This is a genomic window from Mesorhizobium sp. M1217 (genome assembly GCF_040318275.1).
GTDB lineage: Bacteria > Pseudomonadota > Alphaproteobacteria > Rhizobiales > Rhizobiaceae > Mesorhizobium.
Map to the genome: position 1 here is coordinate 110,782 of NZ_JAMYMA010000001.1, position 26,667 is coordinate 137,448.

Genomic DNA, 26,667 nt, shown 5'->3' on the forward strand with positions numbered 1-26,667 from the left:
CTATTTCACCGTCACCTTGGCCTTGCTGACGAAAAAGCCATGGCCATGCTTGCCGGTGCAGGTCAATCCCTCGGTGGATGACTGGCAGGAAAACGGCCCCTTGCTCCAGCTATTGCCGTAGGCCAGCTTGGTGACGTCGCCGCAGCAGCCTTGCTCGCCCGGATACTTGATCAGCGTCGCCGGGCCTTTCGGCCCGAGGATGATGGTGACGTAGCTGGGCTCGACACGCGAACAGCTCAGCTCCGGTCCGCCATCCTGCGGCTCGTAGGTGCTGGTGCCGCCCTTCGGCGTATAGATGCAGCCGATATTGCCGGACGGAGTGTTGAACTCGACCTGCCCCTCGGCGTTTGCAGGAACGGTCTGACTGCCGGCATATGTTTGCGGCAGCCAGGCAAATGTTGCGAGCATCGCGGCAAAAAAAGTCCGTGCAAGCATGAAGAACTCCCCCCGGTTCAAACGTGGATGCGCCCCGGCAGGTTCGATCCGTAGCGCATCATTGTCAAACGCAGTTTTGTTCGCGCTCTAAAAAAGCATGGTCTAATGGATGTTGGTCCGCATCCTGGACTGTAATGGCAAAGTCATTGCTTGGCTGATTCGTGACAAGGCGGCTTCAACCACGAATCATACGGTCACGTTCTGGCCACCGACGAGGTCGGACCTGACCGTAAAGGCGGGCTGAAGATCGGTTCAGCTTGTGAAAATCGACTGCCGGACGGCGCTTCTATGTTCACAAAGCTGTGTGAAGACCTTCCCTAGGGGAAGGTGTCTACCTGCTCTGGGGCGGGCAAGTAACTGTTTGAAATTGCGTTGATATTCCGCCCCTCGAAACGTGACAGCTTAGCGCCGTGAGCATTCATTCTGTTGCTCCACTGCAACGGCCGGCCAGCCAATCCACCTGCGGTTGGAGAAAAGCTAATGGAAAATGATCAATTGGTGTTACTGTCCGTAACAAAAGAAAACCGTTTGGGCGGGATTAGTGATTCGGGTCGATAGACCAACGCGACATTCAATATCGGAAAAATGGCTCCGCGGTGCCGCAAGGCAGTCGCCCCTGACGCCCGTATCGTCGATGCGCAGCTTCTGGGGACTGATGCGGGCCTACTGGTTCTCAGACCGTTGGGTGGAAGCCTGGACGCTGACACTGGTGATCGCCCTGCTCACCGCGCTCTCCAGCAAGGCAGGCGTATGGTTTGCCGTAGCATCCGGAGAGCTGGTCAACTCGATCGCCTTTTTCCACGATGCCGCAAACACCACGCCGCTTCAGACATTGCTGACCAATGCCGGGATACTTGTCCTCCTGGTCGTGCTCAAAGATGCGGGTTTTACCGGTATCCGCAGCCTGGTATCCGCAACGTTGCATCGCAAATGGCGAGGCTGGCTCGACAGCCAGTTCAACGAAGCCCTGCTTGATTCCAATCACACGCATTTCCACGCTCAGCATGGTTCGTCAGGCGCCGCCGCTCCCGACAATATCGACCAACGCATCCAGGAATCGATCAAGGATATGACGGGCGGAGCCATCGGCCTCGCCATGGGGGTCCTGGCCGTTGCTACTTCATTGTATTTCGTCGGCCAGCAACTGCTTGCACACTCGGCGGAGGTCAAAGGGTTGGAGTTCCTCGGCAGCTATGGCAGCGCCGTCCTCGCGTTTCTGGCAGTCGCCACCTACGTGCCGTTGAACACCTGGATCGCGGTCAAGCTGGGCAGGCTGCTGGAACGGCTCAATGTCAGAATGCAGCAGGCCGAAGGCAGCTATCGCGGCGAGCTGATCACGTTCCTACGCCGCAGTTTTCATGTCGCCGCATCGCAAGGCGAGAATGTGCAGAAGACGGTGCACAGCCAGCGCTATGTCGACATCGACCGCACCTGGGCGCGGCTGAACATCGTCAACACAGGCTACAATTCGTTCGAGCTGATCTACAATTTCATCGGCGCCCGCATTGTGGCCTACGGGCCTGGGCTAGTGCCGTTCATCCACAACGGGTTCGATCTCAAGGGTTACATAACTGGCTCTGAAATGGTCAATTCACTGATCAGCCAGTGTTCATGGTTCATCCACGTCATGCCTGCCATCGCCGCGGTGCGGGCCAACAGCCAGCGAGTCACCGAACTCGCAAATGCGATCGAAAACGTCCAGCACCCGCAGGAATTCTACGGGCTGACCGGCCGCTCCGATTTTCGTTACGACCGCCAGAACCCGGTGTTCGGCCTGACCATCCAGAAGCTCGAATTGGCGCATCAGGGCGAGGACGCCACCCCGTTCCTGAGCGCTGCAAACTTGCGCTTCCGGCGTGGCGAGTGGACGTTCCTGAAGGGCGAATCCGGATGCGGCAAAACCTCGCTGATCAAGGCGATCAACGGCCTGTGGCCTTATGGCCGCGGCACCATTGTCTTCCCTGAAGGGGTCAGGAGTTTCTACGCCGCCCAGGAGGTGAAGCTGCAGCAGGTCTCGCTGAAGCAGCTTGTCTGCCTGCCCGGTTCCGAGCATGATTACGCCGACCGGCAGGTCGCATCCGCCCTGCACAAGGCCGGCCTCGGCGACTTCATCGAGCATCTGGCCGATGAGAGCCGTGAAGGAAAGATCTGGGATCAGGTTCTTTCGGGTGGGCAGAAACAGAAGCTGGTCGTCGCCCGCATCGTGCTGCAGCAGCCCGGACTGCTGTTCCTCGATGAAGCCACCGGCGCGCTCGATCCTGAAGGACGAATTGCCTTCCATCAGGCGATCAAGGACAATTGCCCCGACGCAACGGTGATCTCGATCATGCATGAGGCGACGCCGCCGAGATCGGTCGCGGGAACCGAATTCTACCACAGCGTGGTTGCGATCGCCGACGGCGTCGCGACCAAGAAGCCGCTGGTTCCGAGCTTGCCGGTCGAGCTCACCACCATCCTCACGCAGCCGACGCGGCCGGCCGAGGACAAATGGCTGCGCTTTCCCCGCCGGCTGAAGCAGAGATAGCCGCGGCACCACTGCCGGCATCCAGCCAGCCTGCCACGCAGCCCGATCACAGTCTCGCGATCCAGTCGGTTTGCCGCCGTTTTGACCCGCTCTCGCGATTGACTCGGCAAGGCGCGCTCCTATGTTGCGCCGGCTCGCAGAGATCCCAACCCGAACCCGCGAGCAGAAAGGTCACCGCGCCATGCCTGGCGACAGTCACAGTCGAACGCAACCGCCGTCCGCTTGACGTGACCTGACCGGCTCACGTCCTGCCGGACGGCAAGGAGTGAGCCATGAACGAGTTTTCCCCTGTCGCGGGCGGCGATGCTATCGCCATCGCCCGCGTGCTTGCCAACGAACACATCGCCGATATCGTCGAGGCCTTGAATCAGGAGCCCCGCGAGACAGCATCGGATCTGCTCTGCGAAGTGCCGTTCGAGCGGCTGGTCGAGATCTTCGACCAGCCTGAACTCGACGGCGCGTCCGAACTGGTCGAGGCGCTGCCCCGCAGCAGGGCAGGCAGGCTGCTTGCGGCCATGTCGGTCGACCGCGCCGCCGACATACTGCGCGATCTGAACGAACCGGCTCGTTCCGAACTGCTCGGCGGCCTGGCGCCGCCGCTGCGCGCGACGCTGCTTGCCATTCTAGGCTACCCCGAGGGCAGCGCCGCCTCGCTCATGACGACCGAATATGTCAGCGTGCCGCCGGACTGGAGCGTGGCCCGCACGCTGGATTACATCCGCAAGGTGGAGCGGACACGCGAAACCGTCTACGCGATCTACATCGTCGATCCGCAAACGCATGTCCTGCTGCGCTCGACCAGCTTGCGCCGTCTGATCGCCGGTGAGCCGGATGAGCTGATCATGGCGGTTGCGCCGGATCGCGCGCCTGTCACCGTTTCGCCGCTGACCGACAGCGGGAAGGTCGCACAGCTGATCTCGAAATATGATCTGCTCGCCGTCCCGGTCGTGGACAACGGCAAACTCCTCGGCATCGTCACCATCGACGACATCATCGACACGATGATCGAGGAAACGACCGAGGACGTGCATCGCTTCGGCGGCCTGGAAGCTCTGGACGAGCCCTATATGAAGATGAGCTTTCTGGCGATGATCCAGAAGCGGGCCGGCTGGCTATGCGCGCTGTTCGTCAGCGAGATGCTGACCGCCAACGCGATGCAGAGCTACGAGGGCGAGCTGGAAAAAGCGATCGTGCTGACGCTATTCATTCCATTGATCATGAGCTCCGGCGGCAATTCCGGCTCGCAGGCGACCTCGCTGGTCATCCGGGCGCTGGCGCTGCGCGAGATCGGCCTTGGCGACTGGTGGCGGGTGGCCCTGCGCGAGCTGCCGACTGGTCTGGTGCTTGGCTCGATCCTTGGCGTAGTCGGCGTTTGCCGCATCGCGCTCTGGCAGTATCTCGGCTTCTACGACTACGGCCCCCACTGGCCGCTGATCGCAATGACGATCGGCGCCACGCTGGTTGGCATCGTCACCTTCGGCTCGCTGTCTGGATCGATGCTGCCGTTCGCCCTGAAGCGCATCGGCTTCGATCCGGCCAGCGCATCGGCTCCGTTCGTCGCCACGCTGGTCGACGTCACCGGGTTGGTGATTTATTTTTCTGTGGCGCTGGTGATCCTGCGCGGAACGCTGCTGTAAAAAAACTCACGCACTTCCATCGCGGCAATCCCGTTGCCGCGATGGGTTCTTGTCGCGTCAGACGCGCTCACCATCTCTCACCCGGTAAGTCGGCTTGTACATGGTGACGAGTTCTTCCGCCGCGGTCGGATGCACCGCCATGGTACGATCGAAATCATCCTTGGTCAGCCCGGCCTTCAGCGGTATGCCGAGAAGCTGCGCCATTTCGCCGGCATCCGGCCCGAGGATGTGGGCGCCGAGGACTCTTTTCGAGGCGCCGTCGACGACCAGCTTCATCAGCATCTTTTCATCGCGGCCGGAAAGCGTGTGCCGCATTGGCCGGAAGGTGGCGCGGTAGATTTCGAGATCCGAAAAGCGTTTTGCCGCCTCATCCTCCGACAGGCCGACCGTGCCGATCTCGGGCTGGGAAAAGACCGCGGTCGCGATCGTGTCGTGGTCGGGCGCCGTCGGCTTGTCCTTGAAGGCGGTCTCGACGAAGCACATCGCCTCGTGGATCGCCACCGGCGTCAATTGCACGCGGTGGGTGACGTCACCGATCGCCCAGATGTTGTCGATATTGGTGCGGGAGTATCCGTCGACCTGGATTGCCCCGGTCTTGGTCATCTCGATGCCGACGCCTTCCAGGCCCATGTTCTCGGTATTGGGAATGCGGCCGATGGCGAGCATGACCTGATCGACCGTCAGCACCGTGCCGCCGGTGACAAGCGCGTCGAGCCGGCCGTCAGGCCGCTTCCTGACCCACTCTGACACGGCGTGGCAGAGGATTCTTATCCCCTTCTTTTCCATCGTCTCGTGCAGCATGCGTCTGAGGTCCATGTCGAAACGGCTGAGGATTTCCTTGCCGCGGTAGACAAGCGTCGTGTCGACGCCAAGCCCGTGAAAGATGTTGGCGAATTCGACGGCGATATAGCCGCCGCCCTCGATCATGATTGCCTTCGGCAGCTCCTTGAGGTCGAAGGCCTCGTTGGAGAAGATGCAGTGCTCATGGCCGGGCAATGCCGGGTGCGGTGCCGGACGCCCGCCGGTAGCGATCAGGATCTGGTCGGCGGTAACGGTGCGATCCTCACCGAGAAGATGCACCACATGCGGATCGACCAGCACGGCGCGTGAGTGAAAGACTTCGCCGCCGGCGCCCTGCACGTTGTTCTGGTAGATGGCCTCCAGCCGGCTGATTTCGCGATCCTTGTTGGCGACCAGCGTCTGCCAGTCGAAACGCGCCTCAGGCACCGTCCAGCCATAGCCGGCGGCGTCGGCGAAATGCTCGGGGAATTGCGAGGCATAGACATAGAGCTTTTTCGGCACACAGCCGCGGATCACACAGGTGCCGCCATAGCGGTATTCCTCGGCGATGCCGACGCGCTTGCCGAGTGCTGCCGCGACGCGCGCCGCCCTCACCCCGCCGGAGCCGCCGCCGATGACGAAAAGATCGTAGTCGTAACCGGCCATGGCTGAACTCCTTGCCCCTCAAACACCGAGACAGGTAGGCTGCCGACCATCAAAAGAAAAGCCCGGACTTGCCGGGCTTTCTGGTCCAGTGGCGGTCAGGCCGCTCGGAAGTTCGCGATCAATTCGGTGTCGCGTCCGCAGGAGCAGCGCCATCGGCCGGGGCGGCACCGTCGGCAGGTGCGGCCGGCGCCTTGGCATTCGCCGCTGCACCCAGGGTCTCGCCTACCTGTTGGGCGAGATCGCGAGCCAGGCCGTTCTGCCAGATGTCGGCAGCCTTCACCAGCTCGCGCGTCACGATCGAGCCGTTGTCGAGCAGCTTCTTGCCGGTATCGGAGTTGTAGAAGGCGGCGATTTCAGTGAGCTCCTTTTCCGAGAACACTTTTGCATAGGCAAGCGCTGCTTCCTTTTCCAGGTCGGCGCGGCGCGATGCCAGGGCCATCGCCTTCTCGTTGATCGTCTTGGCGATCAGTTCCTGCATGTCCGGGTTCTTCTGGATCAGCTGCTGCTCGAGCGCCGCGGCAGCTTGCGGCAGGATGTTGTCGAACGTATCCGTCGCATGGATCGCCGCGACCGCGGCGCGCGCCGCCTTCAAATGCGCATCAGTGACATCCTGCGAAAACGCCGGCGACGAAAACGCGAAAACGGCCGAGGCCGCCAGAATGGCAAAAAAGCGGCCAACCCGGTTATGCAACATCATGATCGGTAAAACTCCCTGGTTTTCGGGCGGCATGGACGGTTTGGATGCCGTCGCCGCCGGCTATGATGGCCGTTGATGCCAGCCCGATGAAAAGACCATGCTCGACCACGCCCGGAATGGCGTGGAGAGCATTCGAAAGCGCTCTTGTATCCGGAATGCGGCCAAAAGATGCATCGAGGATAAAATGGCCGCCGTCTGTAACAAATGGCTGGCTCCCCGTCATCCTCAGTGTAACAGGGCCGGAAAGGCCAAGGTTTGCAGCCACTGCGCCAACTGCAATTTCGGTGGCGCGCAGGCCAAATCGGTTGACTTCGATGGGCAGCGGAAAACGGCCGATCATCTCGACCATCTTGGAGCTGTCGGCGATGACGATCATGCGGGCGGAGGCCGCCGCGACGATCTTTTCGCGCAGCAGCGCGCCGCCGCCGCCCTTGACCAGTGTCAGCGCCGGATCGATCTCGTCGGCGCCGTCGATGGTGAGGTCGAGCTCGGGCGTTTCCTCGAGGGTCGACAGCGGCACACCAAGCTCGGTGCAAAGGACGGCGGTGCGCTCCGAGGTCGGCACGCCGATGACAGTCAGGCCGGTGGCGACCTTGTCGGCGAGCAGCCGCACGAACTCATCCGCTGTCGTGCCGGTGCCGATGCCGAGCCGCATGCCGTCCGTGACGTGGGCAAGCGCTGCCCGAGCGGCCTCAACCTTCAATTGCCTCGCATCCATGCCGGGTCCTAAGATTTGTTTCGGCGCTGGTAGCATTTTTGCCGGGCTGGTCAAAGGACCTTGCCTGCGGTGCATAAGCCGGCTTGCCTGAACGGGCCGCAGCGGTTATCGCCTGCCGGCAATCAAATCGTCACAGGACAGGCCATGACCCGACCGATCATCGTGTTCGACCTCGACGGGACGCTGATCGACACGGCGCCGGATCTGCTCGACAGCCTCAACCACAGCCTTGCCGCCAGCCAGCTCACGGCCGTCGACGAAGCCGGCTTCAAGCGCTTCGTCGGCCATGGCGGCCGGGTGATGATAGAGCGCGCCCATGCAGCGCAGCACAGGTCGCTGGCAGTGGAGGAGCACGACCGCCTGCTAAAGCTGTTTCTGGACCATTACACCGTTAACATTCCCGGCAAATCGCGCCCTTACCCGGGCGTCCCGGAGGCGATCGCGCGGTTCGAGGCGGCCGGCTACCTGCTGGCCATCTGTACCAACAAATACGAGGCCAATTCGGTGGCACTGATCGAAGCGCTCGGCATGACCAGGCATTTCGCGGCGATCTGCGGCCAGGACAGTTTTCCGTTCCGCAAGCCAGACCCGCGCCATCTCACGCAGACCATCGCGCGTGCCGGCGGCGACCCGCACCGTGCACTGATGGTCGGTGATTCGCAGACCGACATCGACACGGCAAAGGCCGCCGGCATTCCGGTGGTGGCAGTCGATTTCGGCTACACCGACCGTCATGTGCGGGAGTTCGAACCGTCGGCGGTGATCTCGCATTTCGATTCGCTGACGCTCGATCTGGTACAAGGGCTGATGGCCGCGGCAGAGGGCTGAAGCCGGCCATAGTCCAGACCGCCAGATGCCGACCGACAAGTGGTTGACTTCGCGGGCCGGCCTCCCTTATATCGCGGCGCGCTTGGCCTTCGGGCAATGAGCGGGCGATTAGCTCAGCGGGAGAGCACACCCTTCACACGGGTGGGGTCGCAGGTTCAATCCCTGCATCGCCCACCATTTGCATTGCTTAGCCGTCCTCTCCTTTCCAGCCTCTATGGGCGACTTCTCATATTTCAAAGCAGAATATAGCGGCCGGCGCGCGGACCAAAACGGGGCGTTTGATGAAGAGGCTACTGTCGAAAGGCGTGTTGCTCGGGGTTCTTGTCGCCAGTGTTGCGGCGCAGGCGAAATCGCCGATCTCCATCACGGTCGACAAGGAAACCGGGTGCTGGACATCGATTTCGAAAGATCACGAGTTCAGAATCAAAATCGCAAAGCCCGGAACCTTCGTGTTTCTGGCAATGCGCGGCGCCACTAACGCAAGCACCGAAGAAGACAGCAAGAATTGGGAATACCGGGAGCCTGTCTTCTGGCGCGTGGCTGATCTACCAGACGATGAAAAGCACGACTTCACCGAGTACGACCAGAAGTGGCAGGTCACACAGGTTTCGCAGGCAGGAAGGTACGGACTGACCTTCTCACCAATGTCGATGTACGGCTGGAAAGGCGAGGTCTCTCTATGCTTGCGCATGTCTGGGAAGCTCTAGCCCTCAGAAAACCACGCTTGCGGATCTGCGTAGGGAATGTGAAGTGAGCGCAGAAGGCTTCGTGCTAACGCAACACCTTCAAGCCAGAGCGGCTAGCAGCTGCAGGTCGCCCCCTCGCCGCCAAAATTCTTTTGGGCGAAATTCAAGGCGCTGCTGTAGCTCGTATAGCTCTGGAACTGGCAAACGTTGGAGCCGGCCCGCACCTTCATCTGCTCGATATCCCAGAACGAAACTTCGATACGGTCGTCGGCGCAATAGACCGTATAGCGTTCAGGTTCCAGCGCCTCGGCTTTCTGCACAGGCATCGAAACGGACGGGATGGAAAGTATGGAAAGTACAAATATGATGGCATGACGCATTTGCATGTAGACCCCCGAGTGACCGTCGGCACTGTTATGGCCGCGATGTTGAGGCGACGCATCATGATTTTAGGCAGTCGCCTTGTTCTTTCGGCGGCCATAGATCAGGTACGGACGGCGTCTCGTTGTAGCGCAACGCTCCGCGATCCCGGAACAAACCTGTATGGAAACGAGTTTCTGCTGATCGAGATGTGAGGGAAAGCCATGTCCAGACTTGTTTTGGCGGCCGCCGTGCTGCTTGTCGGCGGATCGGCCTTTGCGGCTGACGAAAATCCGGTGCCGGCGCAGAATGCCAAGAAGCTGTCGGAAATCATTGCCAAAGTCGAGCAGCGCGACGACTTCCGCTACATCAAGGAAATCGATTGGGACAGCGGCGCCTACACCGTCATTTATTACACGAACGACAAGGCCAAAGTCGAAATCACCTATGATCCGGTGACAGCCGCGCCGAAATGAAGCTGTCCGCCAACGGTCCAGATTCTAAAAAATGGCGCGCCTCGAAGGTCCCGGGCCTTCGGCACACCCTTGCGCAGATACGACTTTGATGGCTGACTGGGTGCTATCATTGCGCGCGGGGGTGGGCATGGCGACGGTAAAGCACGTATTGAAACGCTTTCTGATGATGCTCGCGGGTTATTTCATAGCGGTACTGGTTGGGCTGATCGCGGTGGCGGCGATCTATGGCGGGCTGAGCTCGCTGCCAAATGCGCCGAATTATTTCGACGTCATGGGTGTCAGCCCCGTTGCGGTGCTGCTGTTGCCGCCGCTCGGCATGTTCATCTATTTTCTGACGATCGTGCTGACTGCCTTGCAGACGCTGATCTTCGCACTGATTGCCGAGTTTTTCTCGCTGCGCAGTTTTTGGCTGCATATGATCTTCGGCGCCGCGGCTGCGGTTGGCGGCTTCGCCCTGATCTGGCCCAGTGTACCAGACGACACGAACCCGGAGCGCTGGGCCGATATCGGTATCATTGCCGCAGCAGGCGTTGTCGCTGGCCTGGTGTATTGGCTGATCGCCGGGCGCGAGGCCGGCTTCCGGCGTCCGCTCTTTCAGCGCTAGACCCGCATTCCTCAGCTTGCCGGCGAACGCACCGCTTCCGTGCTGTCGAGCGCCTGCTGCAGCCTTGTGTCGCGGCCGTAGACGTCGTTGAAATATTCGACATTGCCGGACAGGTCCGGCCATGCGGTGAAATAGGCGACATAGACCGGGATCTTGCGTGTCACGTCTTCGGTCGAATGTCCGAGCTTCAGTCTGTCCTCGATGTAGTCGACCGAGGTGCCGAGCACGGCAGCCGCCATACCGCGCGGATCCTGCAAGCGCACGCAGCCATGGCTGAGCGCGCGCATGTCGCGCTGGAAAAACGACTTCTGCGGCGTGTCATGCATGTAGATGGCGTGCTTGTTGGGGAACAATATCTTCAACTCGCCCAGCGCATTGGCCTCGCTCGGCAGCTGGCGCACGCCGTAGGGTATCTTCGCGCCATAGGCGCCCCAATTGACCGAGGAGGAGGGAATGCGCTTACCGCGCGCATTGACCACCTCATAGCCCGCGCGGTCGAGATAGCCCGGATCCCGGCGCAGCCGCGGCAGCATCTCATTGACCAGGATCGACTGCGGCACGCCCCAATAGGGGTGGAAGTCGACCTGCTCGATCTGGTCATAGAAGAAAGCAGTCTGGTTGGTGGGCCTGCCGACGACGGCGCGGGTCTTCAGCTTCTCCTCGCCATCGTCGATATAGCTCGCGGTGAAAGCCGGCTGGTTGATGAAGACACGCGGGCTGCCGAGGTCGGAAGGCAGCCAGCGCAACTCTTCGAGCGCGACCCGAACCTTCTGAACCTTGTCGGCCTTGGACGTTCCGGCCAACGATGCAACGGTACGTGGGCCGATGACGCCGTCGCCTTTCATGCCGGCCCGTTTCTGCACCGCCTTGATCACCGGCACCAGCTCCGGATCGTAGACCTCGCTGGTGGCGAGCCTCGCCAGGACCTCGCCATAGGCGCCGCCCATCTCGTCATCGAGATTGCGCGCGATCTTTGTCAAAAGCTTCGGCAGTTCAGGGCTGGTCTGCCCCGGCTTCAGCAGCAGATTGGGATCGATGGTGATTTCGTCTTCGGCGCTGGCCTGGAGCGCTTCCAGTTCGACGCGCAGCGCCTGATACTCGGCGTTCTGTGGGTGCCGCGATTCGAGGTAGGTGCGAGCTTGCTGGGTATGGGCCAGCGTCTTCAGCACCCCTTCCATGTCGAGCGGCTTCGGCGGAAAATCGTAGTAGCCGGTCATGCGGTTGGGATCGACGCGGCCGCTTTGTGCGTCACGGGCGTAGCGCAGGACGCGTGCCGACAGCGCCATCTCGAAGCGGACCAGCTCTTTCAGGCGTTCATCGGCATCGCCCGCCGATGTGCCTGCTGCCGGAATTTCGACGGTGTAGTCGGCGGGCGTCAGGCCGTAGCTCGCGGCTTCGCCCAGCACCCGCACCGCATCCTGCGCACGGCTGCTGGGACTGGTTCCCGTCACCCAGATGAAATCCGGATTGGCTGAGTAGTAGGCGATCAGCGCCTTGGCGATGTCCTTCTCGGCATAGAGGTCATAGCCGTCGAGCCCGGCAATGGCTTCGCGGAATGCAGCCCCGGTGGCCGCCGGCTCGAACGCAGCATCCTGCGGCGTTGCCGGTTCAGGCGCTGCCGACAGTGCCGAAAAATCGACGCGCACCAGCGGATCGCTCTTGTAGGTGTAATAGGACGGGCTGCTGATTTGCGCACCACCACCGCCACCACCGGAAGCGGCCGGCGCCTTGGGCCTCGGCTTGTATTTTGACGGTGGCGGGGGAAAGTTACCTTTCGGCGGTGCGTGTTTGACGCCGCCGCCGAAAAGCATGTCGAAGAACCCTTGTGCTTCAGCCTGCGGCGCGCCGAAGGCCAGCATTGCCACGGCCACCGCAAACGGCAGCACGGTGGCTTTGTTTCCAAGGAGTTTCATGGATCACCCGCTCCGGTTGAACCCGGATCCCGTTCCGCACCGCTTTCACGGTCTCGCCCACCGCATGGCGGATGTAAGGCGTGACTATACTGATTCATACTGATTTCGTTAAGCTTCGATAAATTTCGGAACGTCTGTTGCAGAACGGTTTCACAACATCGTGACGGGTCAAGCCAATCCGCCTTCGCCCCCGACCAATGGTAGTGCCCGCGAGCCAAGCCTCAAGCGTTGGCGCCGCCGTCGATGGTCAATGCCGCGCCTGTCACGAAGCGCCCTTCGGGGCCGGCAAGCCAGGCGACCATGCCGGCGATCTCGTCGGCCGTGCCGAAGCGAGGCGTCGCCATCTTCTGGCGCTGATGCTCGGCGTGCGGGCCGCCTGCTGGATTCATGTCGGTATCCGTCGACCCCGGATGGACGACATTGGCGGTGATGCCGCGCGGACCGAGATCGCGTGCAAAGGCCTTGGTCAGGCCAACCAAGGCAGCCTTGCTGGCCGAATAGGCGCTCAGGCCGGCATCGGTGGCACGCTCGGCCAGGTTGCTGCCGATCGAGATGATCCGGCCACCCTCGCCCATATGCGCTGCTGCCGCCTTGGCGGCGACGAACGGGGCTCTGAGGTTGACCTCCATTGTCTCATCGAAGTCGGCAAGCGACAGGGCATGGATCGGCGCAGCGCGCCAGATGCCGGCACTGTTGACGAGGATGTCGAGCCGTCCGAAGGCTTTTACCGCCTCACCGACTGCCGCCTCGATCGCGGCAGCATCGCGATTGTCGGCCTTGATGGCGAAGGCCCGACCGCCGGCCGCCTCGATTGCCCCGACCACCGAACGCGCCCGTTCCTCGCCATTCACATAGGTGATCGCCACGCCCGCGCCGTCGGCCGCGAGCCTTCGTGCGATCGCCGCACCGATGCCGCGGCTGCCGCCGGTGACGAGGGCGGCCTTGCCGTGCAAGCTCCTGGATGACATTTGCTTCTCCATTTTGTAGTGATTGATACATAAATATCTGCCAGCCTTGCTGAACCGCGTCAACTGAATTATGTATCGATCAACACAGAAAGCGCACCATGCCGGAACGAGGCCGCCCCCGCACCTTCGATCGAACCGCCGCCTTGCGGCGGGCAATGGAGGTGTTTTGGGCCAAGGGTTATGCGGGCGCGTCGATAAGCGACCTGACGGCTGCAATGGGCATCAACTCACCCAGCCTCTACGCAGCCTTCGGCAGCAAGGAAGCGCTGTTTCTCGAGGCGACCGAGCTTTACACGCAGGTGGAAGGCACCGAGATCTGGTCTGCGCTGGAAAAGGCGCCGACCGCTCGCCAGGCGGTCGAGCGGTTCCTGCGGCAGACGGCCAGGGCCTATTCGCAGACCGGCCGTCCACAAGGCTGCCTTATCGCGCTCGGCGCATTGCACCAGGACTCGAGCCGCGGCGCCATCTGCGATGATCTGCGCCGTCGCCGTGCCGAAAACCGCGAAGCCTTGCTGAGACGCCTCGAGCGTGGCGTGGCCGAGGGGGAGTTGCCGGCCGATTTCGACTGCGGTACGGCCGCGACCTTCTATGCGACCGTACAGCACGGCATGTCGATCCAGGCGCGCGACGGCGCGTCGCGCTCGGCTCTTCTGGAGACGGTGGCCGGGGCAATGGCGGCTTGGATAGCGATGGCCAGCACCGGGGCGGCGTGACGGTCGAACCCGGCAGACAAGAACAGACATTCAGGTCACTGCAGAGACGGCTCCAGCCTGCCGGCAACGAAGCCAACGGCGCGCTCCACCACACCCTTGTCCGCGAGAATGCGGCGGTGGCCGAGCCCGTCGGCCCAGTACAGCCGCACATGGTCGCCGGCACGCGCGTAGAGCCTTGCATGATCGGCGGACACTTCGCGGTCGTCCGGCGCGTGGATCACCAGCGTCGGCAGCGGCGCGCTTGCCAGTTGGCGGTCACCGGTGAATTCGTGCAGCGGCCGGCCGGCGATGCGCTCGACCCGGTCGGCCATGGCGACCTGCGAGCGCGAGCCGACATTCAGCATGCGGCTGAAATCGGCAAAGATCGCAGGAAGCGAGCTCGGCGCAGCGATTAGCACCAGCCGCCCGGCCGTCAACGGCGGGATATGTCTGATTGAACCGGCGACGGCATTGGCGGCGACGGCACCACCAAAGGAATGGCCGGCGATGGCGGCAAATGGGCCGAACCATTCGCCGGCAACCCGTGCTGCATCGACGGCACTGACAAGGGTCAGCCGGCGGCCCTGCGACTGGCCGTGGCCCGGCAAATCGAGCGAGACCACCTTGTAGCCGGCATCGCGATAGGCTTCGATCAATGTGCGCATGTATTCGGTACGCGAACGCCAGCCATGGATGACGAGCACGGTGCCTGCAGCCGCCCTGCCCGGCTCGGGCCGGAATTCATGCACCATGACGCAGCCGGTTCTGGTCTTTAGCCGGTGATGGCGCGCTTCGGTCATGAAATCGGCGGCGCGATCGATTGCGCGGCGCTCACCATGGCTCAAGCTCTTTTCGTGCGGCGTGCGGCAGAACAGCTCGAATGCAGCGCGCCCGGTGAGTCGCGGCGCCACATGCTCGGCCACGCCGAACGTGCCGCGGATGACCTTCAGTCCAAATGATGCCATAGTGGCGATCCATCCATTGGTTCAAGCATGAACATAATAGTTCAAACATGAACATTAAGCAAGACCTGCCCTGGGACAACCCGCGTTTTCGCAACTGGGTTGCGGTGGCGCGCGCCTGCCACGTGGTGGAACGCACCTTGGCGGTGAAGCTGGCGCCGCTCGACCTGAAGCCGGCGCAGCTCGACGTGCTGATGAACCTCTACCGCCATCCCGGCATGTCGCAGCACGACCTCGCTCGCCGCCTGCTGGTCGGTCGCTCCAACATCACCATGCTTTTGCCGCAGCTGGAGACCCGCGACCTGCTGCGCCGCGAGAGCGACGAGAAGGACAAGCGCGTGCTGCGGCTGACGTTGACTGAGGCAGGCGAGGCACTGCTGATGCGGGCCCTAAAGGTCCACATGACGCTGATCGAAAAGGCGATGAGCCAGTCGACGCCGGAACAATGCGACATGATCGGCGAACAGATGCGCAAGATTGCCGAGGTGTTGAAGACCGCCTGACGGCCCAGTGCTTCACCACCAAATTCCCTCACCACCAAATTTCTTCACCACATCGATTTTTGCGCGCGCTCCGGCCATTCCCTGTCGTAGACCTCGCCGTCGATGTTCTTGCGGCTGGTGATTTCCAGGATTTGGCCGGCGGTCGGCAGCGATTTCGGGTCGACATGCCTTGCCGGATTCCACAGATCCGACCGGTGGATGGCGCGGGCGCACTGGAAATAGACCGCATCGACCTCGACGACCGTCACCGAGCGCGCCGGCTTGCCCTCGACTGCGAACGAGGCGCAGAGCGCGGGATCGGTGGTGATGTGGGCGCGTCCATTGACGCGCAGCGTCGTGCCGGAACCCGGCACCAGGAACAGAAGCGCGACGCGCGGATCGCGAAGGATGTTCCTTAGCGAATCGGCACGGTTGTTACCGCGCCGGTCCGGCATCATCAGCGTTTTCGGATCGTGGATGCGGACGAAGCCGGCGAGATCGCCGCGCGGCGAGCAGTCCAGCCCTTCAGGCCCGCAGGTTGCGAGCGCAGCAAACGGCGAAGCTTCGATGAAAGCAGCGTATTCAGGAATCAGCTGGTCGAGTTCCTTGACCACCGACGCCTCGCCGGGCAGGCCATAGAGCGCTTCGAGCTGTTCGACGCTGGTGATCATGGACATGTTTTCGTCTCCAACCTTTGCCGGCGCTACTCCAGACGCATGACATTTTCACGACACGATGCCCGTTTGTCGGTCATCAGGAAACGGGTGTCGAGGGACCGCGAACAAGCGCAAACCGCTTTCGTGCTGACAGAAACGGAGGTCAAAAATGGAGAAACCGCTCGGCCGGCGACGCACCGCCATGGAACTTATTGAAAACATGTTCAATGTTGAAATGCGTTTCCTACAATCAGGCTCGGAGAGCCTCGATACGCTTGCCAGCGCATTTCATGTCGAGATTGTCGTGCATGAGCCTCGCTCCCTGCCCTATGCCGGTGACTGGAACGGCCTCGACGGCGTTGGCGCCCTTTTCCGCAAGATGCGGGAAATCTGGAGCGACGTGGCGGTGGAGGACCTCCGGGTCGCCCAAAACGATGACATGGTGTTCATGAGCTGCACGCTTTCGCGGACATCGCGGGCCAATGGTGCAACCATCAAGCAGCCGTTTGCCGAAGTCTTGCGCTTCAAGGATGACCGGCTGATCGAAGGCACGCCGTTTTATCACGACACCAGCGAGATACTGGCGATGCTGCGTTGACCGAAGCGTCCCGCGAAATCAGTCAGCGGTCGCGGCTCAGCCCCTTCTCTTCCAGCTCGGCGAGATAGGCGGCCCAGCGTGCATCCTTCTCATGACCCAGCGTATGCAGGTAATTCCAGGTGAAGATGCCGGTGTCGTGGAAATCGTCGAAGGTGATGCGCACGGCATAATTGCCGACCGGCTCGATCTTAAGGATCGCTACATTGCGCTTGCCGGGAACGGTGACGCGCTGTTCGGGCGAATGGCCCTGCACCTCGGCCGACGGCGAGGCGACGCGCAGCAGCTCGGCTGGCAATTCGAACGGCTGATGGCCCGGAAAGGTGACGGAAAGCAGCTTGCGGTCCTTCGAGACCCTGAGTTCCTTTGGCGCTGTCATGCTGGTGGATCCTGCGGAAGACAGCCTTCCCTACGCCGCTTCGCGTTGAGGGAAAAGGCCGTTTCAGAACTTCCGACATGATCTGTCGGCGTCGGGATGTTACCGCAGATCGCGAGCTTCTATCTTGAATGGCAAGTTGGCTCGCATCACATAGCCATATATAACGAAGCCGTTCACGGCCACGGGAAGCGCATAAGCATGGATATGATCGATCCTTTCGGTCGCACGATCACCTACCTGCGCGTGTCGGTCACCGACCGCTGCGATTTCCGCTGCACCTATTGCATGGCCGAGGACATGACGTTCCTGCCCAAGAAGGACCTGCTGTCGCTGGAAGAGCTCGACCGGCTTTGCACGGTCTTCATCGAAAAGGGCGTGCGCAAGCTCCGCCTCACCGGCGGTGAGCCGCTGGTGCGCAAGAACATCATGCATCTGGTGCGCCAGCTTTCGCGGCATCTCGAGAGCGGTGCGCTGGAAGAGCTGACGCTGACCACCAACGGATCGCAGCTTTCACGCTTTGCCACCGAGCTCGCCGACTGCGGCGTCAAACGCATCAACGTCTCGCTCGACACCCTCGATGCCGACAAATTCCGCCAGATCACCCGCTGGGGCAATCTGGATAAGGTCATGGACGGCATCGACGCGGCGCAGGCGGCGGGGCTGAAGGTAAAACTCAATGCGGTGGCCTTGAAGGACTTCAATGATGCCGAATTGCCGGAAATGCTGCGCTGGGCGCATGGCCGCGGCATGGATCTGACGGTCATCGAAACAATGCCGATGGGCGAGATCGACGCCGACCGCACCGACCAGTATTTGCCGCTGTCGCTGCTGCGCGCAGCACTCGAGCGCCAGTTCACGCTGAGCGATATTCCCTATAAGACCGGTGGCCCGGCCCGCTATGTCCACGTCGCCGAGACCGGCGGGCGGCTCGGCTTCATCACGCCGATGACGCATAATTTCTGCGAAAGCTGCAACCGGGTCCGGCTGACCTGCACCGGCACGCTTTACATGTGCCTCGGCCAGGAAGATGCAGCCGACCTGCGCGCACCACTGCGTGCGTCCGAAGGCAACGAGCTGGTCGCCGACGCCATCGACGAAGCAATCGGCCGCAAGCCGAAAGGCCACGACTTCATCATTGATCGCCGCACCAACCGCCCATCGGTGTCGCGGCATATGAGCGTCACCGGCGGCTGATTTTTCACCGATTTCGTGCAAGAATAATCGCCTTGGCATCGGCTTCGAGGCAAGGCTCATGCAGCGGCTTTTTGCAATCCCGACGTTTTTCGGAGTGATGGCGGGGACCATGGCAGTTGCCGCGCCACTCACCTATACGAACGAGCGCTTCGGTACCGTCTGCACCTTTCCGGATGAGATCTTCACTCTTCGCCAGCCTGAGCCGGACAATGGCGATGGACAACAATGGCTCACCGCTGATGGCGCCAGCCTGATCTGTTCAGGCATCCTCAATATCGATGATGAAACTCCGACAGCCTTCGTCTCCGCCCAGAGGGGCAGCAAGGAACCTGGCTACAAGATTACCTACAGCAAGACCGGCAAGGACTGGGCGGTGCTGTCGGGCATCAAAGGCGAGAACATCTTCTACGAACGCCGCCTGTTCGGAAAAGACGGTGTCATCCGTACGGTCTGGATCGACTATCCGCCAGCCTTGAAATCGAAATACGACCCGCTTATCGGAGCGATCGCCGGCAGCCTCAGGGGACCGTGAGCATCCGGCGACCTCGGAACATATTCGCAACCCGTTGTTTTTGCTAACGAGTCACGGTTGACGCGTGTAGTCGTATCGTACGGCAAGCCATTTCTTGCCGCTGCCATTGGCCTGGAGGAAATGCTGCTCGGCCACTTCGTGATTGTCGCCGTCCCTGGAAATGACGAAATCGGAGGCAGTGAATCGCCCTTCGACCTCAGGCCCGAAGCCGACGAAACCAAGCGGCTCGAAAAGCAGCGAAATCTTGCCGTCCTCCTCGCCACCAAAACTCCAGGCGGGCATGATCCCTGCCGGGAAACGGGTATCCATCGAGACATACTTCCAGCGGCCCTCCACCCGGTCATAGCTCAAATAGGCTATCCGCTGGAAGTCTGGGATTTTCGACCCGGGCGCCGGTCGCATCACCTCCTGCATGAAGGGGCCGATCATCGTACGCTCGGCCACCAGCCCGGTCATCACAATCGGCTGGGCGCCGGGCGTTGGCCAGATCGTGTTGACGACGGACCATTTCCCGACGCGGCGAGCGAGTTCATCCGCTTCGTGACCCGGCGTGGACATCCGTTCGACTGCCGACGCCGAAGCGCCGTTCTCGGCGAAGGCAGGCGCCATCGCCATGAGGATAACCGCCAGTGCAGAAGAGAACCGGGAAGCCGACGAAACGTGCCGCCTGCTGCCTGTGCCAAGCATGTCCGCATTGCCTCGTGCATTCATCATGGACCACCTCCCCAGACAAGATCAGAAGCCTACAATGACCAATTTGGTGAATCTTGCCGAGCAAATTTGATCTCGTCGAAAAATTTTCCTCGAGCCGCAGTGTGATCGATTTGCCCTCCGAACCCATCCTTTGGAACGGCACATTTCGGGATCACACCCAGAAAAGGTCTTGTCCGCAAACGGTTACCGGATTTACCGCAAGCCCGTTCGGGCCTAGCCTCTGCTCTGGAGCGGTTCTTCGCCCAGTGGGGGAATACGATATGCACAAACTCATTCTTTCTGTTGCATTGCTCAGCTTCGCGGCCCTGCCCGCGGCGGCCCAGTCGATCGGCGGCACCTATGCCGTGGCCGGCACCAACTTCGATGGATCGTCCTATGGTGGCGACGCGACGATTACGCTGACCAGCGAGACTACCTGCACGATCCATTGGGAGACAGGCGGCTCGTCCTCGGACGGCATCTGCATGCGCAACGACGATGCCTTCTCCGCCGGCTATGTCATGGGCAAGGCGGTTGGCCTTGTCGTCTACAAGGTGCAGGAAGACGGCTCGCTGCATGGCCTGTGGACGATTGCCGGCAAGGAAGGCAACGGCACCGAGGTGCTGACGCGCAAATAAGCCTGCCGCTCTTGCGAGGTAGATGTCACGGGCCACAGAAAGGCTGTGGCCCAGCCCTTTGACGTTGCTGTTTTGCGGGTGCCTGCTAGACGCTTGCTGCAGGACTCACCCGGTAATCGCCTTGCCTCTTTCGCCAAATCTGCGCGGCGCGTTGTTCATGATGGTGGCCATGATTGGTTTCACCCTCAACGATGCAATCACCAAATTCTCGTCGGAATCGATGAACATGGCGCAGGTCATGCTGATCCGCGGCGCCTTCGCTTCGCTTTTCGTTGCCCTGCTTGCGTGGCAACGCGGCGCGCTTGCCCGGCCTGGCTCGATGCTGCAGCCGACAGTTGCGCTGCGCGTCGCCAGCGAGGCCGGCGCCACGGTGTCGTTCCTGGTTGCTCTGGCACATCTTCCGATCGCCAATGTGTCCGCCGTGCTGCAGGCGCTGCCGCTGGCTGTGACGATGGGCGCCGCGCTTGTGTTCAACGAGGGCGTCGGCTGGCGGCGCTGGCTGGCCATTGCCGTCGGTTTTGCCGGCGTGCTGATCATTGTGCGGCCGGGCTTCGAAGGGTTCAGCATGTTTTCTCTGCTGGCACTGGCTAGCGTGGCATGCTGCGCGGTGCGCGACCTCGCCACCAAGCGGATTCCGCAGGCAATTCCGACATTGCTGGTGTCGACCGCCACCGCTCTTGCCATGACCGTTCTGGGCGCAGCATTGCTTTCGCCGATGGGCGGTTGGACGCCGATGACGGGAAAAAGCACGGCATTCCTGGCGCTGGCGGCGGTGCTCGTGCTCATTGGCTACCAGTTCATCATCATGGCGATGCGGGTGGGCGATATCTCCTTCATCGCGCCGTTCCGCTACACCGCCCTGCTCTGGTCGATCCTGCTTGGCTTCACGATCTTCGGCGATGTCCCCGATCTGCCGATGATCGTCGGTGCCACGATCATCATCGCCTCAGGCCTCTATGCGCTCTACCGCGAACGGATCGTCGGCCGGCGAAAGACAGCTGCCGAAAGCGCTGGACCGGACATGGCGCCGGACGGCATATAGGCGCGACCGTTGACGACCGTCTGATTTGAAAACTTGATTTGGTCATAGGGTCTAGCAGCAAACGATGGGCCGAGATATCGCAGGGATCATTCTGGCCGGCGGCCGGTCGAGCCGGATGGGCGGCGGCGACAAGACGCTGCTTGCGCTTGGCGATTGGACCCTGCTCGACCGTGTCGTTTCGCGCCTTGGCCCGCAGGTCGGCCCGCTGGCGCTCAACGCCAATGGCGATCCGGCACGGTTTGCCGCGACGGGGCTTCCCGTGCTTGCCGACACCGTCAAGGGTTATGCCGGGCCGCTTGCCGGGATCCTGACCGGCCTCGAATGGGCTTCCGACACCACTTGCCAGGCGCTGGTCACGGCTGCAGGCGATACGCCTTTCCTGCCCAAGGATATGGTCGAGCGGCTGCTCGCGGCAGCCTATGCACGCCCGGGCTCGATCGCCGTTGCCTGTTCCGGCGGCAAACGGCATCCGACGTTTGCGCTCTGGCCGCTGGGGCTCGACCAGGCCTTGCGCCAATTTCTCGTCGAGGAAGACAACCGGCGCGTTTCGGCGTTCATCGACCGGCACGGTTTTGTCGAAGTGGATTTTCCCATCCTGAAATCCAGAGGGGCCGAGATCGATCCCTTCTTCAACATCAACACTCCCGACGACCTTGCCCGGGCCGCGCATCTGTTGCAGAGCATCGAGCCATGAACAGACGTATCTTCGGCATCACTGGCTGGAAGAACTCCGGCAAGACGACATTGACCGAAAAGCTGGTAGCCGAACTCGTCCGGCGCAGCTGGAAAGTGTCGACTGTAAAACACGCCCATCATGATTTCGACATCGACAAACCTGGAGCGGATAGCTTTCGCCATCGCCAGGCGGGAGCGATGGAGGTGGCGATCGTGTCGGGCAGGCGCTGGGCGCTGATGCACGAATTGCGTGGCGAGGACGAGCCGACGCTGGAGGCGATCCTGTCACGGCTGGCACCCTCCGACATCGTGCTGGTCGAGGGCTACAAGCGCGAGGCCCACAAGAAAATCGAGACGCGACGGCTCGAGGCCAAGGACCGGACACCGCTCTCGGCAGGCGATCCACACATTATCGCCATCGCCTCCGATTTCGCCATTGTGGGGGAAGACCTGCCGGTCTTTGATCTCGACGATGCGAATTCGATAGCCGACTTCATCGAGCGCGCCACCGGCCTGACGCGCTGAGATCGCGGCCGCGGGGAGCTTCCCGCCACTTTCTCTCCATTTAGGCGTTTGACCCAGCGTCACCGTTTTCTGAACATGACCTTCCCTCAAGCGGCGGTTTTGCAGTTGCTTTTTCTTGGGAAAGAATGGGAGTATCGCGCCAGCGGGCGGTCAAAAGCACCGCCCACAGAGCCGTTCGGGAACGACGGCCGGGACCAACAGAGAGGACCATTATGCGTATTGCACTGCGTATCGCGCTCGCCGCATCGGCTGCGCTGCTGACGCTTGGCGTTGCCCAGGCCCAGGAAAAAACCTTGAGGATCGGCACCGAAGGAGCGTATCCGCCATTCAACAACCTCACCGCCGACGGCCAGCTCGTGGGCTTCGATATCGATATCGCCAAGGCACTGTGCGACGAGATGAAGGTGAAGTGCACTTTTGTCGCGCAGGACTGGGACGGCATCATTCCAGCCCTTCAGGCAGGCAAGTTCGACGCCATTGTCGCGTCTATGTCGATCACCCCGGAACGCGCCGAGAAGGTCGACTTCACCCACAAATATTACAATACGCCGCCGGCAATCGCCGCGCCTAAGGACACTGATATCAAGGGTGTCACCAAGGAAGATTTGGCCGGCAAGACGATCGGCGTGCAGGCGTCCACCACGCATTTCAACTATTCGACCAAGACTTATACCGACAGCACCGTCAAGCCGTATCCGACCGCGCAGGAATACCAGCTCGATCTGGCCAATGGCAGGCTCGATGCCGCCAATGACGACGTCGTCGTGCTGCAGCAATGGCTGGATTCGCCGGACGGCGCCTGCTGTAAGCTGGTCGGCACAATCCAGCCGGTTATCGAAATCCACGGTCCGGGCGCCGGCATTGCCGTGCGCAAGGGCGAGACCGATCTGGTCAACCAGTTCAATGCGGCGATCGACGCCATCCGCGCGAACGGAAAGTACAAGGAAATCAACGACAAGTACTTCAAATTCGACGTCTATGGCGGCGAGTCCTGATCGACCGACATAGGACGATGTGAACGGCGGGAGATTCCCGCCGTTCTTATAAGGATGCCGCGCACGAGGGGTGACGCGGTTCGGGCCGCAAAGAGCCTTAAGGAGAACAGGCAGGCGGATGCAGAGCGCACTGACGCTTCTCAGTTGGGGACCCGAAGGCTGGCTCGACGACATCGCCGCGGGTGTGTTTGTCACAGTATGTCTTGCGCTGGCCACGCTGCCCTTCGGGCTGACGCTCGGCTTTTTCGTGGCGCTGGCCAAACAGTCGCAAGAGCCGTCGCTGAGACTGGCCGGGAACATCTACACCACGATCTTTCGCGGAATACCCGAGCTGCTCACGCTGTTTCTGATCTTCTTCGGCATCCCATTGATCCTGCAATACATTGTCCGGCTGGTGAGCCCCGGGACATCGGCCGACGTCAACAGCTTCGTCGCCGGGATGATCGCGCTGTGCTTCATTTTCTCTTCTTATTCCAGCGAGGTGTTTTTATCCGCCTTCCGCGCGATTCCAAAAGGGCAATATGAGGGAGGCTATTCGGTTGGCCTGTCCAGCGGCCAGACGATGCGGCTGATCGTACTGCCGCAGTTGATCCGCATCGCATTGCCCGGACTTGCCAATCTTTGGCTGATCCTGCTCAAGGACACCGCGCTCGTCTCGGCCGTCGGCCTCAACGAGATCCTCCGGCAGAGCGGGGTTGCCGCTCGCGTCACCAAGCACGCCTTCCTGTTTTACGGTTTTGCCGGCCTGATCTATCTCCTGCTAGCGATCGTCTCCTCCTTCGGCATCAATGCGATCGAACGAGCGGTTGGCGGCAGCGAGGTCAAGAGATGAGCCTGGCCACCGACACGCTGAAGGTTGACCGGCCGCCGCCGCCCGCACGCGGCTGGTCGCGCCAACGCATCCTCGGCCATGTCCTGGTCGGCCTGTGGATCGCTCTCGGCATTGGCGTGGTCGTCTACCTGGTCACTGCGTGGAACCCGGAGTTCTTCCAGAAATATGCACCCGGCTACATATCCGGCCTTGGCATCACCCTGCTGCTGGTTGCCATCTCGATTGTGCTTGGTGCGATCCTGTCGGTGCCGATCGCCTATGCACGTATGTCGAACAATCCGATCCTTTCGGGGTTCGCCTATGCCTATGTCTATTTCTTTCGCGGCACGCCGCTGTTGGCGCAGACCTTCCTGGTCTACTACGGGGTCGGCTCCTTCCGACCGGAGCTCGAGATGGTCGGCCTGTGGGGCTTCTTCCGCGAAGCGTTCAACTGCGCGATCTTCGCCTTTTCGCTGAATACGGCCGCCTACCAGGCCGAGATTTTGCGTGGCGCGATCGAGAGCGTGCCAAGGGGCCAATGGGAAGGTGCCGCCTCGCTCGGCCTGCACAAACTGCAGACGATGTGGAAAATCATCCTGCCGCAGGCGCTGATTGTGGCGCTGCGCCCTTATGGCAACGAGATCATCCTGATGATCAAGGGCTCGGCAATCGTCGCCATCATCACGGTCTACGATTTGATGGGCATCACCCGGCTCACTTATGCGCGCACCTTCGACTTTCAGTCGTATATCTGGGCGGCGATCATCTATCTGGTCATCGTCGAAACATTGCGCCACGGCGTCGAGTGGATCGAACGGCGTATCACCATCCATCTGCACCGCTGACTCCCATCCCCTTGCCTGATCCGATAAGAAGGCCGCAAAGCAGGTTTCTAAGGGATTCGAAAACATGGCTTCGGTGGCATTTCTCGGTCTTGGCGTCATGGGTTATCCGATGGCCGGGCATCTCAAGAACAAGGGCGGTCACGACGTCACTGTCTACAACCGCACCAGGGCCAAGGCCGAGCAGTGGGTTGCCCAGCATGGCGGCAGCTTCGCCGTGACGCCGGCAGAGGCGGCCGAGGGCAAGGACTTCGTTTTTTCCTGCGTCGGCAATGACGACGATCTGCGCTCGGTGACGACCGGCGCCGGAGGCGCCTTCAATTCAGTGAAGAAGGGCGCCATCTTCGTCGACAACACCACGGCATCGGCCGAGGTCGCGCGCGAACTGGCGCAGCAGGCGCAAGCGCTCGGGTTTTCGTCCCTCGACGCTCCGGTCTCCGGCGGTCAGGCAGGCGCTGAGAACGGCGTGCTGACCGTGATGGTCGGCGGCGAGCCAGACGCCTTCGACAGGGCCAAGCCGGTCATAGATGCTTATGCCCGCATGGTCGGGTTGATGGGACCGGCTGGGGCTGGCCAGCTCACCAAGATGATCAACCAGATCTGCATCGCCGGCCTCGTTCAGGGACTGGCCGAAGGTATCCATTTCGGCAAGCAGGCCGGGCTCGACATCGAAAAGGTGATCGAGGTGATTTCCAAGGGCGCGGCCGGTTCCTGGCAGATGGAGAACCGCCACAAGACGATGAATGCCGGCAAATATGATTTCGGCTTCGCCGTCGACTGGATGCGCAAGGATCTTGGCATCTGCCTCGCCGAGGCCGACCGCAACGGCGCCAAACTGCCGGTGACGGCACTTGTCGACCAGTTTTACAAGGACGTGCAGGCGATTGGCGGCAAGCGCTGGGACACGTCCTCGCTGCTGACGCGGCTGGAGAAATAGGATTTCACCGTGGCCGAGCTTTCGCCTCAATCCAGCGCCGACGAAATCGTCGCTCATCTGCGCTCGATCGCCTCGGAGGAAAATCGACTTGGCATGCTGCGCTACGGCATCAAGATCGAACGTGCGCTCGGTATCTCGCATGGCGTGCAGCGGCAGATTGCCAAGAAAATCAAGCGCAACCATGAGCGTGCCTTCGAGCTTTGGCAGACAGGCATCATGGAGGCGCAGTTCATCGCTTCCGTGACAGCCGATCCGGAGCGGTTCTCCGCTGCGGATGCAAGACGATGGGCGGCGACTTTCGACTCGTGGGATATCGTCGACGGGGTCTCCGATCTCTTTGTCGATACGGATTGCTGGAGGGAATTGATCGCCGAATTCGCGGTCGACGAACGGGAATTCGTTCGGCGCACGGCGTTTGCGATGATGGCTTGGTCGGTGGTCCACCGGAAGAAGGAACCCGAGGCGACCTTCCTCGAATTCCTGTCGATCATCGAAGCGCATGCGACCGACGGCCGCAATTTTGTGAAGAAGGCGGTGAACTGGGCGCTTCGTTCGATCGGCAAACGATCGATGAATTTGCACGGCCCTGCCCTTGCCCTGGCGCAAAAACTAGCGGCCTCGACAGACAGGACTGCGCGCTGGATCGGCAAGGACGCCGTGAAGGAACTTTCCGATGCCAAGACGCTCGAACGGCTCGCCGCCAGAAAAGCTTGACCTGAGCAAAG

31 protein-coding genes and 1 tRNA gene are annotated in these 26,667 nt (G+C 61.4%); 21 read left to right on the forward strand and 11 right to left on the reverse strand.

Annotation, left to right across the window (positions count from 1 at the left end):
* Window positions 1-435, reverse strand: a complete 435-nt coding sequence (locus NKH37_RS00620) for a hypothetical protein (RefSeq protein ID WP_353004638.1) — start codon at window positions 433-435, stop codon at window positions 1-3.
* 634 nt (window positions 436-1,069) lie between these two features.
* On the opposite strand from NKH37_RS00620, the gene NKH37_RS00625 reads away from it, so the two are divergent.
* Together NKH37_RS00625 and mgtE are read left to right on the forward strand one after the other, a co-directional pair.
* Complete coding sequence (locus NKH37_RS00625) at window positions 1,070-2,959, forward strand: ABC transporter ATP-binding protein/permease (RefSeq protein ID WP_023717611.1); 1,890 nt, start codon at window positions 1,070-1,072, stop codon at window positions 2,957-2,959.
* Window positions 2,960-3,231: 272 nt separating this feature from the next.
* Window positions 3,232-4,596, forward strand: coding sequence for a magnesium transporter (mgtE, locus tag NKH37_RS00630; protein ID WP_353004636.1), 1,365 nt, complete (start codon window positions 3,232-3,234; stop codon window positions 4,594-4,596).
* Between the two features lie 57 nt (window positions 4,597-4,653).
* Here the strand turns inward: mgtE and gor are convergent, their stop codons facing one another.
* The 3 genes from gor to rpiA all read right to left on the reverse strand — a co-directional run bounded on the left by gor (window position 4,654) and on the right by rpiA (window position 7,457).
* Window positions 4,654-6,042 carry a glutathione-disulfide reductase gene (gene gor, locus NKH37_RS00635; RefSeq protein ID WP_352790013.1) on the reverse strand — a complete coding sequence of 463 codons (1,389 nt, stop codon included), beginning with the start codon at window positions 6,040-6,042 and terminating at the stop codon, window positions 4,654-4,656.
* Between the two features lie 118 nt (window positions 6,043-6,160).
* The gene (locus tag NKH37_RS00640; RefSeq protein ID WP_352494650.1) at window positions 6,161-6,739 is read right to left on the reverse strand and encodes a DUF2059 domain-containing protein; all 579 of its coding nucleotides are present in this window, start codon (window positions 6,737-6,739) and stop codon (window positions 6,161-6,163) included.
* Window positions 6,726-7,457: a ribose-5-phosphate isomerase RpiA gene (gene rpiA, locus NKH37_RS00645; RefSeq protein ID WP_023717615.1), complete on the reverse strand. Its 732-nt coding sequence runs from the start codon at window positions 7,455-7,457 to the stop codon at window positions 6,726-6,728. Before rpiA ends, NKH37_RS00640 begins: the two co-directional genes overlap by 14 nt.
* A 144-nt stretch (window positions 7,458-7,601) precedes the next feature.
* Between rpiA and NKH37_RS00650 the strand changes: the two genes are divergently transcribed.
* The 3 genes from NKH37_RS00650 (at window position 7,602) to NKH37_RS00660 (ending at window position 8,992) form a co-directional block, all read left to right on the forward strand.
* Window positions 7,602-8,285 carry a phosphoglycolate phosphatase gene (locus tag NKH37_RS00650; protein ID WP_352847916.1) on the forward strand — a complete coding sequence of 228 codons (684 nt, stop codon included), beginning with the start codon at window positions 7,602-7,604 and terminating at the stop codon, window positions 8,283-8,285.
* Window positions 8,286-8,387: 102 nt separating this feature from the next.
* Window positions 8,388-8,462, forward strand: a tRNA-Val gene (locus NKH37_RS00655).
* A 104-nt stretch (window positions 8,463-8,566) separates the two neighbouring features.
* Window positions 8,567-8,992 (forward strand): hypothetical protein, encoded by a 426-nt coding sequence (locus NKH37_RS00660; RefSeq protein ID WP_353004634.1) that lies wholly within the window; start codon window positions 8,567-8,569, stop codon window positions 8,990-8,992.
* Between the two features lie 92 nt (window positions 8,993-9,084).
* On the opposite strand, the gene NKH37_RS00665 is transcribed toward NKH37_RS00660, so the two are convergent.
* Window positions 9,085-9,297: a hypothetical protein gene (locus NKH37_RS00665; RefSeq protein WP_023717618.1), complete on the reverse strand. Its 213-nt coding sequence runs from the start codon at window positions 9,295-9,297 to the stop codon at window positions 9,085-9,087.
* A gap of 258 nt (window positions 9,298-9,555) precedes the next feature.
* Between NKH37_RS00665 and NKH37_RS00670 the strand changes: the two genes are divergently transcribed.
* Entirely contained in the window at window positions 9,556-9,807 is a 252-nt protein-coding gene (locus tag NKH37_RS00670) for a PepSY domain-containing protein (protein ID WP_023717619.1), read from the forward strand.
* 127 nt (window positions 9,808-9,934) lie between these two features.
* On the forward strand, window positions 9,935-10,411 hold the full coding sequence (locus tag NKH37_RS00675) for a hypothetical protein (RefSeq protein WP_353004670.1): 477 nt from the start codon (window positions 9,935-9,937) through the stop codon (window positions 10,409-10,411).
* Between the two features lie 11 nt (window positions 10,412-10,422).
* Here NKH37_RS00675 and NKH37_RS00680 read toward each other — a convergent pair whose 3' ends face one another.
* Together NKH37_RS00680 and NKH37_RS00685 are read right to left on the reverse strand one after the other, a co-directional pair.
* Window positions 10,423-12,324 (reverse strand): L,D-transpeptidase family protein, encoded by a 1,902-nt coding sequence (locus NKH37_RS00680; protein WP_023717621.1) that lies wholly within the window; start codon window positions 12,322-12,324, stop codon window positions 10,423-10,425.
* A gap of 221 nt (window positions 12,325-12,545) precedes the next feature.
* A complete protein-coding gene (locus tag NKH37_RS00685; RefSeq protein ID WP_353004632.1) occupies window positions 12,546-13,292 on the reverse strand; it encodes a 3-oxoacyl-ACP reductase family protein in 747 nt (248 codons plus the stop codon).
* Window positions 13,293-13,390: 98 nt separating this feature from the next.
* Here NKH37_RS00685 and NKH37_RS00690 point away from each other — a divergent pair, with 98 nt between their 5' ends.
* Window positions 13,391-14,005 carry a TetR/AcrR family transcriptional regulator gene (locus tag NKH37_RS00690; RefSeq protein ID WP_352640837.1) on the forward strand — a complete coding sequence of 205 codons (615 nt, stop codon included), beginning with the start codon at window positions 13,391-13,393 and terminating at the stop codon, window positions 14,003-14,005.
* Between the two features lie 35 nt (window positions 14,006-14,040).
* On the opposite strand, the gene NKH37_RS00695 is transcribed toward NKH37_RS00690, so the two are convergent.
* A complete protein-coding gene (locus NKH37_RS00695; RefSeq protein ID WP_353004630.1) occupies window positions 14,041-14,949 on the reverse strand; it encodes an alpha/beta hydrolase in 909 nt (302 codons plus the stop codon).
* A gap of 47 nt (window positions 14,950-14,996) precedes the next feature.
* Here NKH37_RS00695 and NKH37_RS00700 point away from each other — a divergent pair, with 47 nt between their 5' ends.
* A complete protein-coding gene (locus NKH37_RS00700; protein WP_023717625.1) occupies window positions 14,997-15,449 on the forward strand; it encodes a MarR family winged helix-turn-helix transcriptional regulator in 453 nt (150 codons plus the stop codon).
* A gap of 44 nt (window positions 15,450-15,493) precedes the next feature.
* Here the strand turns inward: NKH37_RS00700 and NKH37_RS00705 are convergent, their stop codons facing one another.
* The gene (locus NKH37_RS00705) at window positions 15,494-16,105 is read right to left on the reverse strand and encodes a pyridoxamine 5'-phosphate oxidase family protein (RefSeq protein ID WP_023717626.1); all 612 of its coding nucleotides are present in this window, start codon (window positions 16,103-16,105) and stop codon (window positions 15,494-15,496) included.
* 148 nt (window positions 16,106-16,253) lie between these two features.
* Here NKH37_RS00705 and NKH37_RS00710 point away from each other — a divergent pair, with 148 nt between their 5' ends.
* A complete protein-coding gene (locus NKH37_RS00710) occupies window positions 16,254-16,682 on the forward strand; it encodes a nuclear transport factor 2 family protein (protein WP_031193571.1) in 429 nt (142 codons plus the stop codon).
* 22 nt (window positions 16,683-16,704) lie between these two features.
* Here NKH37_RS00710 and NKH37_RS00715 read toward each other — a convergent pair whose 3' ends face one another.
* Complete coding sequence (locus NKH37_RS00715; RefSeq protein ID WP_023717628.1) at window positions 16,705-17,058, reverse strand: gamma-butyrobetaine hydroxylase family protein; 354 nt, start codon at window positions 17,056-17,058, stop codon at window positions 16,705-16,707.
* A gap of 198 nt (window positions 17,059-17,256) precedes the next feature.
* Between NKH37_RS00715 and moaA the strand changes: the two genes are divergently transcribed.
* Both moaA and NKH37_RS00725 read left to right on the forward strand, forming a co-directional pair.
* The gene (gene moaA / locus NKH37_RS00720; protein ID WP_352855971.1) at window positions 17,257-18,252 is read left to right on the forward strand and encodes a GTP 3',8-cyclase MoaA; all 996 of its coding nucleotides are present in this window, start codon (window positions 17,257-17,259) and stop codon (window positions 18,250-18,252) included.
* A 109-nt stretch (window positions 18,253-18,361) separates the two neighbouring features.
* Entirely contained in the window at window positions 18,362-18,784 is a 423-nt protein-coding gene (locus tag NKH37_RS00725) for a hypothetical protein (protein ID WP_352547224.1), read from the forward strand.
* Between the two features lie 51 nt (window positions 18,785-18,835).
* On the opposite strand, the gene NKH37_RS00730 is transcribed toward NKH37_RS00725, so the two are convergent.
* Window positions 18,836-19,498, reverse strand: a complete 663-nt coding sequence (locus tag NKH37_RS00730; RefSeq protein WP_031193573.1) for a DUF1579 family protein — start codon at window positions 19,496-19,498, stop codon at window positions 18,836-18,838.
* 260 nt (window positions 19,499-19,758) lie between these two features.
* On the opposite strand from NKH37_RS00730, the gene NKH37_RS00735 reads away from it, so the two are divergent.
* The 9 genes from NKH37_RS00735 (at window position 19,759) to NKH37_RS00775 (ending at window position 26,656) form a co-directional block, all read left to right on the forward strand.
* Window positions 19,759-20,115: a hypothetical protein gene (locus tag NKH37_RS00735; protein WP_023717633.1), complete on the forward strand. Its 357-nt coding sequence runs from the start codon at window positions 19,759-19,761 to the stop codon at window positions 20,113-20,115.
* 121 nt (window positions 20,116-20,236) lie between these two features.
* Window positions 20,237-21,157 (forward strand): DMT family transporter, encoded by a 921-nt coding sequence (locus NKH37_RS00740; protein WP_023717634.1) that lies wholly within the window; start codon window positions 20,237-20,239, stop codon window positions 21,155-21,157.
* Window positions 21,158-21,221: 64 nt separating this feature from the next.
* Window positions 21,222-21,851 carry a molybdenum cofactor guanylyltransferase MobA gene (gene mobA / locus NKH37_RS00745; RefSeq protein ID WP_023717635.1) on the forward strand — a complete coding sequence of 210 codons (630 nt, stop codon included), beginning with the start codon at window positions 21,222-21,224 and terminating at the stop codon, window positions 21,849-21,851.
* Complete coding sequence (mobB, locus tag NKH37_RS00750) at window positions 21,848-22,357, forward strand: molybdopterin-guanine dinucleotide biosynthesis protein B (RefSeq protein WP_353004627.1); 510 nt, start codon at window positions 21,848-21,850, stop codon at window positions 22,355-22,357. Before mobA ends, mobB begins: the two co-directional genes overlap by 4 nt.
* Window positions 22,358-22,569: 212 nt before the next feature.
* Window positions 22,570-23,352, forward strand: coding sequence for an ABC transporter substrate-binding protein (locus NKH37_RS00755; protein ID WP_292653573.1), 783 nt, complete (start codon window positions 22,570-22,572; stop codon window positions 23,350-23,352).
* Window positions 23,353-23,470: 118 nt separating this feature from the next.
* The gene (locus NKH37_RS00760) at window positions 23,471-24,184 is read left to right on the forward strand and encodes an ABC transporter permease (RefSeq protein WP_353004624.1); all 714 of its coding nucleotides are present in this window, start codon (window positions 23,471-23,473) and stop codon (window positions 24,182-24,184) included.
* A complete protein-coding gene (locus NKH37_RS00765; RefSeq protein ID WP_023717639.1) occupies window positions 24,181-25,008 on the forward strand; it encodes an ABC transporter permease in 828 nt (275 codons plus the stop codon). The genes NKH37_RS00760 and NKH37_RS00765 overlap by 4 nt, the downstream gene beginning before the upstream one ends.
* Window positions 25,009-25,072: 64 nt before the next feature.
* Window positions 25,073-25,942, forward strand: a complete 870-nt coding sequence (locus NKH37_RS00770; protein ID WP_353004622.1) for an NAD(P)-dependent oxidoreductase — start codon at window positions 25,073-25,075, stop codon at window positions 25,940-25,942.
* A gap of 9 nt (window positions 25,943-25,951) precedes the next feature.
* Window positions 25,952-26,656: a DNA alkylation repair protein gene (locus tag NKH37_RS00775; RefSeq protein ID WP_352494635.1), complete on the forward strand. Its 705-nt coding sequence runs from the start codon at window positions 25,952-25,954 to the stop codon at window positions 26,654-26,656.
* Window positions 26,657-26,667: the final 11 nt, after the last annotated feature.